The sequence below is a fragment of the Georgenia sp. G2120 genome (assembly GCF_055326485.1).
This window is the reverse complement of the sequence record NZ_JBUZNL010000012.1, coordinates 104,784-113,651: the sequence shown is the minus strand read 5'-3', so window position 1 is coordinate 113,651 and position 8,868 is coordinate 104,784. Positions and strand designations below refer to the sequence as shown.

The 8,868-nt window shown below is 72.3% G+C and carries 12 protein-coding genes and 1 tRNA gene; 2 read left to right on the top strand and 11 right to left on the bottom strand.

Annotated features, from left to right (window positions below):
- Window positions 1-32 precede the first annotated feature (32 nt).
- From ACZLMO_RS13305 to ACZLMO_RS13295, 3 genes are all read right to left on the bottom strand, one after another.
- Window positions 33-1,195, bottom strand: a protein-coding gene (locus ACZLMO_RS13305; RefSeq protein ID WP_463653749.1) for an IS3 family transposase whose coding sequence is annotated in 2 segments (ribosomal slippage) — window positions 33-914 and window positions 917-1,195 — 1,161 coding nt in all. Because the reading frame shifts where the segments join, the coding sequence is not laid out codon by codon here.
- A gap of 46 nt (window positions 1,196-1,241) precedes the next feature.
- A complete protein-coding gene (locus ACZLMO_RS13300; RefSeq protein WP_463654034.1) occupies window positions 1,242-1,511 on the bottom strand; it encodes a hypothetical protein in 270 nt (89 codons plus the stop codon).
- Window positions 1,512-1,548: 37 nt separating this feature from the next.
- Window positions 1,549-1,624, bottom strand: a tRNA-Ala gene (locus tag ACZLMO_RS13295).
- A gap of 204 nt (window positions 1,625-1,828) precedes the next feature.
- Here ACZLMO_RS13295 and ACZLMO_RS13290 point away from each other — a divergent pair.
- The gene (locus tag ACZLMO_RS13290) at window positions 1,829-2,569 is read left to right on the top strand and encodes an SDR family NAD(P)-dependent oxidoreductase (protein WP_463654033.1); all 741 of its coding nucleotides are present in this window, start codon (window positions 1,829-1,831) and stop codon (window positions 2,567-2,569) included.
- A gap of 3 nt (window positions 2,570-2,572) precedes the next feature.
- Here the strand turns inward: ACZLMO_RS13290 and ACZLMO_RS13285 are convergent, their stop codons facing one another.
- The 8 genes from ACZLMO_RS13285 to ACZLMO_RS13250 all read right to left on the bottom strand — a co-directional run bounded on the left by ACZLMO_RS13285 (window position 2,573) and on the right by ACZLMO_RS13250 (window position 8,278).
- The gene (locus tag ACZLMO_RS13285) at window positions 2,573-3,313 is read right to left on the bottom strand and encodes a histidine phosphatase family protein (protein ID WP_463654032.1); all 741 of its coding nucleotides are present in this window, start codon (window positions 3,311-3,313) and stop codon (window positions 2,573-2,575) included.
- Window positions 3,310-3,747, bottom strand: a complete 438-nt coding sequence (gene rsfS, locus ACZLMO_RS13280) for a ribosome silencing factor (protein ID WP_425712876.1) — start codon at window positions 3,745-3,747, stop codon at window positions 3,310-3,312. The genes ACZLMO_RS13285 and rsfS overlap by 4 nt, the downstream gene beginning before the upstream one ends.
- A 49-nt stretch (window positions 3,748-3,796) precedes the next feature.
- Window positions 3,797-4,678, bottom strand: coding sequence for a hypothetical protein (locus tag ACZLMO_RS13275; RefSeq protein WP_463654031.1), 882 nt, complete (start codon window positions 4,676-4,678; stop codon window positions 3,797-3,799).
- The gene (nadD, locus tag ACZLMO_RS13270) at window positions 4,678-5,301 is read right to left on the bottom strand and encodes a nicotinate-nucleotide adenylyltransferase (RefSeq protein ID WP_463654030.1); all 624 of its coding nucleotides are present in this window, start codon (window positions 5,299-5,301) and stop codon (window positions 4,678-4,680) included. The genes ACZLMO_RS13275 and nadD overlap by 1 nt, the downstream gene beginning before the upstream one ends.
- 1 nt (window position 5,302) lies before the next feature.
- Window positions 5,303-5,458 (bottom strand): hypothetical protein, encoded by a 156-nt coding sequence (locus tag ACZLMO_RS13265; protein WP_425712873.1) that lies wholly within the window; start codon window positions 5,456-5,458, stop codon window positions 5,303-5,305.
- Between the two features lie 60 nt (window positions 5,459-5,518).
- Window positions 5,519-6,235 (bottom strand): PspA/IM30 family protein, encoded by a 717-nt coding sequence (locus tag ACZLMO_RS13260; RefSeq protein ID WP_463654029.1) that lies wholly within the window; start codon window positions 6,233-6,235, stop codon window positions 5,519-5,521.
- A complete protein-coding gene (locus tag ACZLMO_RS13255) occupies window positions 6,235-6,876 on the bottom strand; it encodes a hypothetical protein (RefSeq protein ID WP_463654028.1) in 642 nt (213 codons plus the stop codon). Before ACZLMO_RS13255 ends, ACZLMO_RS13260 begins: the two co-directional genes overlap by 1 nt.
- Before the next feature lie 97 nt (window positions 6,877-6,973).
- A complete protein-coding gene (locus tag ACZLMO_RS13250) occupies window positions 6,974-8,278 on the bottom strand; it encodes a glutamate-5-semialdehyde dehydrogenase (RefSeq protein ID WP_463654027.1) in 1,305 nt (434 codons plus the stop codon).
- Window positions 8,279-8,393: 115 nt separating this feature from the next.
- Between ACZLMO_RS13250 and trxA the strand changes: the two genes are divergently transcribed.
- Window positions 8,394-8,771, top strand: coding sequence for a thioredoxin (trxA, locus tag ACZLMO_RS13245; protein ID WP_425712869.1), 378 nt, complete (start codon window positions 8,394-8,396; stop codon window positions 8,769-8,771).
- Window positions 8,772-8,868 lie beyond the last annotated feature (97 nt).

The window sequence follows — 8,868 nt, the reverse complement described above, 5'->3', positions numbered from 1 at the left end:
GGGTCTGCTGCACGAGTAGGTGACAGGTGTTCTCAGGCCGCGAGTGCGATCTGAGTGGTCATGATGGTCTCGTACTCGATGGGGGTCAGACGACCGAGTCGGTCCTGGCGCCGGCGGCGGTGGTAGGTCCGTTCGATCCAGGTCACGATCGCGATCCGCAGTTCGGCCCTGGTGGCCCAGCGGCGACGGTCGAGGACGTTCTTCTGCAGGAGCGAGAAGAAGGACTCCATCGCGGCGTTGTCTCCCGCGGAGGCGACTTGCCCCATCGAGCCCACGAGGTCGTGGCGGCGCAGGGCGGCCAGGAAGCGCCTGGACCGGAATTGAGAGCCTCTGTCCGAGTGCACGACGCACCCAGCCATGTCACCGCCGCGTCGGGCGACCGCAGAGGACAGGGCGTCAACCGCGAGACGGGCCTTCATGCGGTCGCTGATCGAGTACCCCACGATCCGTCCCGAGTAGACGTCCTTGACCGCGCAGAGATAGATCTTGCCCTCGCCGGTGGGGTGCTCGGTGATATCGGTCAGCCACAGCTCGTTGGGAGCGGCCGCGGTGAAGTCCCGTTCGACGAGATCGTCGTGGGCCGGCGGGCCGGGCCGTTTCCCGTTCTTGCCTCGTTTCTTGCCGAACACGCTCCACCACCGGTTGTCCCGGCATGTCCGCCAGATCGTGCGATCACACGCGACGTGGCCCGCTTCACGGGCCTCGTCTGCCAGCAGGCGATACCCGAACTCGGGGTCGTCGCGATGAGCGTCGAACAGGGCGTTCGCCAGGTAGGCCTGCTCGAGATCGCGGTCGCTGACGGGGTCTGCGAGCCACCGGTAGTAGGGCTGGCGGGCGAGCCTGAGGACCCGGCACGTCACCGCGACAGGGATCCCGTCGCTGGCGAGCTCTCTCACGAGCGGGTACATCATTTTCCCGGCAGGTTCGCCTGCGAGAGGTAGGCCGCCGCACGGCGCAGAACCTCGTTCTCTTGTTCGAGCAGGCGGACACGTTTCTTCGCTTCGCGCAGCTCGGCCGACTCGCTCCGAGTCACACCGGGGCGATTGCCGTCCTCGACGTCAGAGGCCTGCAACCAGTTACGCAGACAGGACTCGCTGATCCCGAAGTCTTTGGCGATGTCCTTGATCGGAGCGTCCCCGCGGCGGGCCACGGCCACGACATCGTCGCGGAACTCCTTCGGATGAGGTCTGGGCACGATCGACATCCTTCCAGCAGCACCTTCCGGCACCACAGATCAGGTGTCACCTACCCGTGCAGCAGACCCACCCCACATCCGTCGCATGTTCAATCAGCTTCTCTTCGACAAGCTCCTCGTCACGACCGACGACGATGGACATCATCAGCTCGAAGCGACCTCCGCAACGCCGTTCGACATCATCTACGGACCAGACAGCCGAGCACTCGTCCACGAGGCACGTCACGCACAGCACACCGTCGCCGCCGACAAAACGGGGCAAACGAAAGAGCCCGCCGAAACCGGCGGGCTCTCCCTGGACGTACTGTCCGATCAATTCATTGCTCTTGTCGAGGGTTCGAGTAAGAGCATCATGGTGGAGCTACGGGGATTCGAACCCCGGACCTCTTCCATGCCATGGAAGCGCGCTACCAACTGCGCCATAGCCCCGCTGCCCCGAAGGGCGAGGACGACTCTACGTCACCTCCGCTTCACCATGCCAATCTCAGCGGCCCCTCGCCCGCGTGATTCCCAGCACGCTCAGCCACCGCCCGGCCGCCGGAACTCCGCCCGCCGACCGGGACCGACGGCCCAGGAGACGGCCTCGTGCGCGTCCTACGGTTCCCGTTGGGGGTCGACGAGAGGAGAGAGGGCATGAACGGCAGGCTCGAGGGCAGGACGGCACTCGTCACGGGCGCGGGTTCCGGCATCGGCGAGGCGATCGCCACGAAGTTCGTCGCGGAGGGGGCCACCGTCGTCGTGGCGGACGTCAGCGGGCGCCAGGAGGAGGTCGCGGAGCGCCTCGGCGACCTCGCGGTCCCCTACCAGCTCGACGTCGACGACGACGCCGCGATCGACGCACTGGAGACCTACCTGCGCGAGACGCACGGCGGCATCGACGTCCTGGCCAACAACGTCGGCGTCAACGGGCCCGCGCTGCTCACGCACGAGTACCCGATGGAGGACTTCGACCGCGTCCTGCGCATCAACGTCCGGCAGTTCTTCCGGGTCCAGCAGGTAGGCCTGCGCCTCATGCTCGAGCGCGGCGGCGGCTCGATCGTCAACACGGCCTCGATCGGCGGCGTCCTCGCCACCCCGTCGGCCGCCGCCTACATCACGTCCAAGGGCGCGATCGTCATGATGACGAAGACCGCCGCGCTCGAGTACGCGGACAAGAACATCCGCGTCAACGCGATCGGCCCGGGCGTCACGCGCACCCCGTGGCTGGACGGGCTGGGTGACGAGCTCAACGCGACGCTCGCGGCCCAGGTCCCGCAGAGGCGGGTCGGCGAGGCGTCCGAGATGGCGAACGTCGCGGCGTTCCTCGCGAGCGAGGAGGCCTCGCACGTGTCGGGCCAGCTCTGGGTCATCGACGGGGCACGCACCGCCGGCTGAGGCTCAGCGCTCGGGGACCCCGGTCTGGTCGGCCTGCGTGGGCCGCCCCGATGCGCCGGTGACCTGCTGGTCGCCGTGGTCCGTCGACTCGGCGGCCCGGTCGAGGATCGTGCGGTGGGGCCGGGGCACGAGGTCGACCCCGATGTTGTGCACGCCGAGGCGCCACGCGGGCTCGCGCCCGGGGTTCTGCGCGAGCACCGACCAGTGGCAGTTTCCCATCCCGCCGAGCCAGTGCGAGTGCGCACCCATCCCGAGGACGTAGGCGATGCCGAGGGTGATCGCGGCACCGTGCCCGACGACGGCGACGATCTCCTCGTCGTCGGCCGCCTCGGCGATGTCGAGCAGCGCACGGCCGACCCGCTCCCCCGCCGCTGCCCGCGACTCGACCCCGATGCCGTCCGGGTCCCGGCCCGAACGCCACACGGCGAACTCCTCGGGCCAGCCCTCCGCGAGCTCGGCGTGCGTGTGCCCCTCCCACAGGCCGAAGCCGCGCTCGCGGAACCGCTCGTCGGTGGTGACCTCGAGCTCGGCCACGCGCCCGAGGATCCGCGCCGTCTCGTGCGCCCGGGAGAGGTCGGAGCTGATGAGCCGCGTGAGGTCGGTGCCGCCGAGGACCTCCGACGCCCGCTCGGCCTGCTCGCGGCCGGTGTCGTTGAGCGGGATGTCGATCTGGCCCTGCATCCGCATCGCGTGGTTGTAGTCGGTCTGCCCGTGCCGCAGGAGGACGAGGGCGCGCGCCGTCACAGGTCGGCCTGCAGCCCGGTCGCCCGGTACGGGGCCTCGTCCTCGGTGCCGGGCACCGACTCGTCCACGACGACGTCCTCGACGTCGACGGCGACGACCGGGCAGTCGCCCCACAGCCGCTCGAGCGCGTAGAACTGCCGATCCTCCGCGTGCTGGACGTGCACGATGACGTCGTTGTAGTCGACGAGCACCCAGCGCGACTCGGTCAGGCCCTCGGTCCGCACCGGCTTCGCCCCCTCGGCGGCCAGGGCCTCCTCGATCGCGTCGACGATCGCGCGCACCTGGCGCTCGTTCGAGCCGGACGCGACGAGGAAGACGTCGGTGAGGACGAGGCGCTCGGAGACGTCGAGCGCGATGATCTCCTCCGCCTTCTTCGCTGCGGCGGCACGCGCCGCCACGTTCGCCAGATGGCGGGATCGCTCGTCGGCGGCCACGGAACTCCTCGGTTCGGGAACAGGTGGCCCCGATCCTACGGGCTGGCGATCAGCGGCCGAAGAGGTAGAGCCCGACCGCGGCGCCGACTCCGAAGAAGATCGCCGCGAGCAGCACGAAGATGGCCAGCCCGCGCCACCACCGGACCGGCCGGGTGGGGCGCTTGCCGGGCTTCCGGCCCGCCGGGCCCGAGGGTGCCTTCGCGTTGCGGGGGCCGGTGCCGGCCGCACGTCCGCGCTGGGTCGTCGTGGCCACCGGGGTCCCTTCGTCGTCGTGCTGGTCGTCGTTCGCCACGTCCCGCGCGGGCTCGTCCGACTCCGCGTCACGCGTGCCGCCCCCGGCCGCCGCCGGACGTACCGCCGTCGCGGCCTCCTCGTCCTCGGGTGCGGGCGGTGGGGGTGCGGCGCCGTCGCTCGTCGTCCCGGACGGCGCGCGGTGGTCGTCGGTCGGGCCCGGGGGTGCGGGGGGCACGGCGGCGAAGGGGCGCACGGAGGTGCCCTCGGGTCCCGACGTCGCGGGAAGGTCGGTCGCGCTCGAGCTGTCGGCCGGCCGGACCTCGCTCACCTGCGACCCTGCGGCCGGACCGGCCACGGCCGCCGAGCCCTGCCCGGGCTCCCAGGTGGCCTCGTGCGCACGGGTGTCCTCGAGGTGCGCGGCCTCCCCGGACGGCTCCCCTGCGCCGGACGGCTTGCGTGCGCCGGTTGGCTCGCCCGCGCCGATCGACTCCCCTGCCGCGGGCGGGCCGTCGGCCCGCCGCACGTCGCCCGCCGAGGGGGCGGGCGGCGCAGCGCCCTCCAACGCGGCCCGCGCGCGGTCCTCCGGGCTGCCGCCACGCTCGGCGGCGACGTCGCGGCGCGCGTCGTCGGCCATCCGGGCGGCGTCACGGGCCGCCTGCTCGCGCAGCGACCGGCGGGTCACCGGCTGCTCGCCCATCACGCCACCGTCGCCGGGTCGATGTACAGGCGATGCTTGGCGATGTACTGCACCACGCCGTCCGGCACGAGGTACCAGACGGGCTTGCCCTCCTGCACGCGCAGCCGGCAGTCGGTGGAGCTGATGGCCATGGCGGGAACCTCCTGAAGCTTGACCCGGTCCTCGGGCAGGCCCTCGGCCACGAGGTCGTGGCCGGGCCGGGTGACACCGACGAACGTGGCGAGGTCCCACAGCTCGTCGGCGTCCTTCCAGGCGAGGATCTGGGACAGGGCGTCGGCGCCGGTGATGAAGAACAGCTCGGCGTCGGGCATCTGCGCCTGGATGTCGCGCAGCGTGTCGATCGTGTACGTGTCACCGCCGCGGTCGATGTCCACGCGCGAGACCGTGAAGCGCGGGTTCGACGCCGTCGCGATGTTGGTCATGAGGTAGCGGTGCTCGGCCTCGGTGACCTTGCGGTCCTTCTTGAACGGCTGGACGCCGGTGGGCACGAAGAGCACCTCGTCCAGGCCGAGGAGGTGCTGGACCTCCGACGCGGCGACGAGGTGGCCGTGGTGGATCGGGTCGAACGTTCCGCCCATGAGGCCGACGCGGCGTCGGCGTCCCCGGTGGGAGCGGGCGTTCACGTCAGTGGCGCGTCCTGACGGATCGGAACGCCCAGGTGAGCAGCAGGAGCATGAGCAGGATCGCGAGCATGATCGCGCCGCCGACGTAGGCGTTGAGCTCCGTCGCCATCGGCTCCGCCGCGGTGTGGGCGGACATGTTCACCAGCGAGCTGGCCATCGGTGGTCTCCTTCGGTCGAGTTCGGGGGCCAGTGTCGCACGAGCGGAGCGCCGCGCGACTCAGCGCCGGCCGTCACCGATCTGGCCCGGCTCTCCCCCGCGCAGCCGCCGCAGCTCGGACTCGATCTCGGCCTCGCGGCTCAGGCGGGCGAACTCGTCGCGGACCTGGTGCGAGCCGGAGTCGGTCCACGCCAGCTCCTCGTAGGCGGCCTGACGTGTCTCGAGCTCGGCGACCTCGCGCTCGGCCGAGCGGACGGCCTCCGCCGTCGACCCGGGCACGTCGGCACGCATCGCCTGCGCGATGGTGGCCGACGCGCGGGCCGCCTCCCGGTCGGCCACGAGCGCGCGGCGACGCGACTCGACCTCCTGGACGCGGGCCTCGAGCCGGGCCAAACCGGCGCGCAGGTCCTCCTCCTTGTTCCGCAGCTCGGCGACCTGGTCGGCCAGCCGGTCCCGCGCGGGGCTCGCTTCGAGGGCGCGGCCGAGCGCGGCCCGCGCAGCGGCGTCGTCGCCCTGGTCCACGGCGATCGCCGCCGCACGCTCGTGCCCCTCGACCTCGAGGGCGGCGCGCTCGTGGAGGAGCTCGGTGCGGCGCCGCTGGACGGTCAGCTCGCCGACGCTCCGGCGGGCGTCGTCGACGGCGGCCCGCTGGCGGCGGACGGCCTCCGCGATCTCGGTCGCCGGGTCCGGCGGCGGGTTCTTCGCCTCACGACGCCGACGACGACGGTCGTTCCCCTCGGCCCGGCCGATGCCGAAGATCCGGCGGCCGACGCCCATCAGTCGTCCTCGGCCCGGCGGCGCGACCGGCGCACGCGGTCGGACTCGCGCACGCGGTCGGACTCGCGCACGCGGTCGGACCGGCGCTCGATCCCCCGGTCCTCGCCCTCGCCGAGCGCGCCGAGCGCCTGTGCCTCGAGCATGAGGTCGTCCGCCGCGCGCTGCAGCGCGGGGGTCGACGACGAGCGCGAGTGCAGGAGCGAGCGTCGCAGGTCGCCGGAGAGCCGCTCGTGCGTGCGGATGTCCGGCAGCAGGTCGGTGAGCAGGCGGTGCCGCATGGCGGCGTCGGGCTCGTTCTCGACGACGCGCAGGTCGTCGTCGATCTCCCGGTAGGCCCGGTCGAGGTCGGCCGCCACCTGCGGGAGGTCACCGACGGGCCGGCCGGCCTCCTTCGCGGCGGCCAGCGCGCGCTCGGTCGCGTCGGTCGAGCGGCGCATGGCGAGCCGATGCTTGGCCACCTCGCGCACGGTCGGGTCCGAGGAGAGTGCGCGGACGTTGAGCTCGCCCTGCTCGATACGGCGGCGCACGCCCTTGCTGCGCGTGAGGCGGCGGACGCCGTACCAGACGCTGCCCACGCCGACCACGGTCGTGGCCACGCCGATGCCGGTGATCCACAGGAGGACCTCGACGACCTCGGGCATGGCGGCTCCTGCACGTTGCGGGCGGGTGGGGCGTGTCCCCAGGGTACGGGGAACTCGGCGCCTCCGGCCGTCGGATTCGCCCAGGGCCGACGACGAGCTACTCCCGGATCTGACCCTGGCCCTCGACGATCCACGTGGTCGTCGTCAGCTCGCCCAGGCCCATCGGCCCGCGAGCGTGCAGCTTCTGCGTGGAGATGCCGATCTCCGCGCCGAGCCCGAACTCGCCACCGTCCGTGAAACGGGAGGAGGCGTTGACGATGAGCGCGGCCGCGTCGAGCTCGGTGGTGAACCGGTGGGCCGAGGTGGTGTCGCGCGTGAGGATGACCTCGGTGTGGCCGGTGGACCAGCGGCGGATGTGGTCGAGCGCCTCGTCGAGGGAGTCGACGACGCGCACGGCGAGGTCCGCCGAGAGGTACTCGGTCCCCCAGTCCTCCTCGGTGGCGGGCACGTGCGCTATCCCGCAGGCGGCGGCCGCGCGGGAGGCGTCGTCGTCGGCGTGGATCGTCACGTCCTTCTCGGCGAGGGCCGCGTAGAGGGCGGGCAGCAGCTCGTCGGCGACGTCGCGGTGGACGAGGAGGGACTCCGCCGCATTGCACACTCCCACGCGCTGGGTCTTGGAGTTGAGGATGATCGGGACGGCCTGGGCGAGGTCGGCGCTCGAGTCGACGTACACGTGGACGTTGCCGACGCCGGTCTCGATGACGGGGACCGACGCCTCGGCGACGACCGTCTGGATGAGGCCCGCTCCCCCGCGTGGGACGAGGACGTCGACGAGGCCGCGGGCGCGCATGAGCTCGACGGCGCCGGCGCGGCCGTGGGCGTCGACCGAGCGGACGGCCGCGGCGGGCAGGCCGACGGAGGCCAGTGCCTCGCCGAGGATCTCGACGATCACCTCGTTCGAGCTCACTGCGGCCGAGCCGCCGCGCAGGACGACGGCGTTGCCGGACTTCACGGCGAGGCCCGCGGCGTCGACGGTCACGTTGGGGCGCGCCTCGTAGATCATGCCGACGACGCCCATCGGCACCCGCACCTGGCGCAGCCGCAGCCCGTTGGGCAGCGTGGAGCCGCGGACGACCTCGCCGACCGGGTCGGGCAGGGCGGCGAGCTCGCGCAGGGCGTCGGCGATCGCGGCGATGCGCGCGTCGTCGAGGGCGAGGCGGTCGAGGAGGCCCGGGCTCATGCCGGTGGTGCGGCCGCGCTCGAGGTCCTCGGCGTTGGCGGCGACGATGCGGGGGGAGCCGGCCACGAGGGCGTCGGCCATCGCGGCCAGGGCGGCGTCCTTGGTGGCGCGGGTCGCGGTCGCGAGCGCGCGCCCGGCCTCCTTGGCCTCGGCGCAGATGGCGTGGACGGCCTCGCGGACGTCGGCGTCGGCGCGGATGTCGGCGTCGGGGGTAGCGGTCATGAGGGCAAACTACCCGCGACCGCCGGGGAATGACCCGGGGGTCTCCTCGGTTGGACGAGGTGGAAGACGTGCTCCGCCCCGCGCGGAGCACGCCCACGGACGAAGGGAGCGCCATATGGCGACCACGCAGATCACGCAGGACGACTTCCAGAGCACGGTCACCGGCGACGGCATCACGCTCGTCGACTTCTGGGCCGACTGGTGCGGGCCCTGCAAGCAGTTCGGCCCGGTCTACGAGAAGGTCTCCGAGGCGAACCCGGACGTCACCTTCGCCAAGGTCGACACCGACGCGAACCAGGAGCTCGCCGCCCAGCTCCAGATCACCTCGATCCCCACCCTCATGGCCTTCCGCGACGGCGTGCTCGTCTACAACAAGCCGGGCGCCGTCCCCGCCAAGAACCTCGAGGAGATCCTCACCGCCGTCCGCGAGCTCGACATGGACGAGATCAAGAAGCAGATCGCCGAGCACGACGCGGGCCACGAGAACGCCTGATCCACACTCTCGACAGCTCAGCGCCAGACGTACGAGCGGGGGGGGGGGGAAAGACGGTGGGGGGGGGCGGATCGGGGGGTTGTGGGGGGGGGGAGCC

Excerpts from the sequence above, each read along its gene's own strand:
- ACZLMO_RS13290 (WP_463654033.1), top strand. The coding sequence starts at position 1,829 with ATGAACGGCAGGCTCGAGGGCAGGACGGCACTCGTCACGGGCGCGGGT.
- ACZLMO_RS13275 (WP_463654031.1), bottom strand. The coding sequence starts at position 4,678 with ATGGGCGAGCAGCCGGTGACCCGCCGGTCGCTGCGCGAGCAGGCGGCC.
- ACZLMO_RS13265 (WP_425712873.1), bottom strand. The coding sequence starts at position 5,458 with ATGGCCAGCTCGCTGGTGAACATGTCCGCCCACACCGCGGCGGAGCCG.
- ACZLMO_RS13260 (WP_463654029.1), bottom strand. The coding sequence starts at position 6,235 with ATGGGCGTCGGCCGCCGGATCTTCGGCATCGGCCGGGCCGAGGGGAAC.
- ACZLMO_RS13255 (WP_463654028.1), bottom strand. The coding sequence starts at position 6,876 with ATGCCCGAGGTCGTCGAGGTCCTCCTGTGGATCACCGGCATCGGCGTG.
- ACZLMO_RS13250 (WP_463654027.1), bottom strand. The coding sequence starts at position 8,278 with ATGACCGCTACCCCCGACGCCGACATCCGCGCCGACGCCGACGTCCGC.
- trxA (WP_425712869.1), top strand. The coding sequence starts at position 8,394 with ATGGCGACCACGCAGATCACGCAGGACGACTTCCAGAGCACGGTCACC.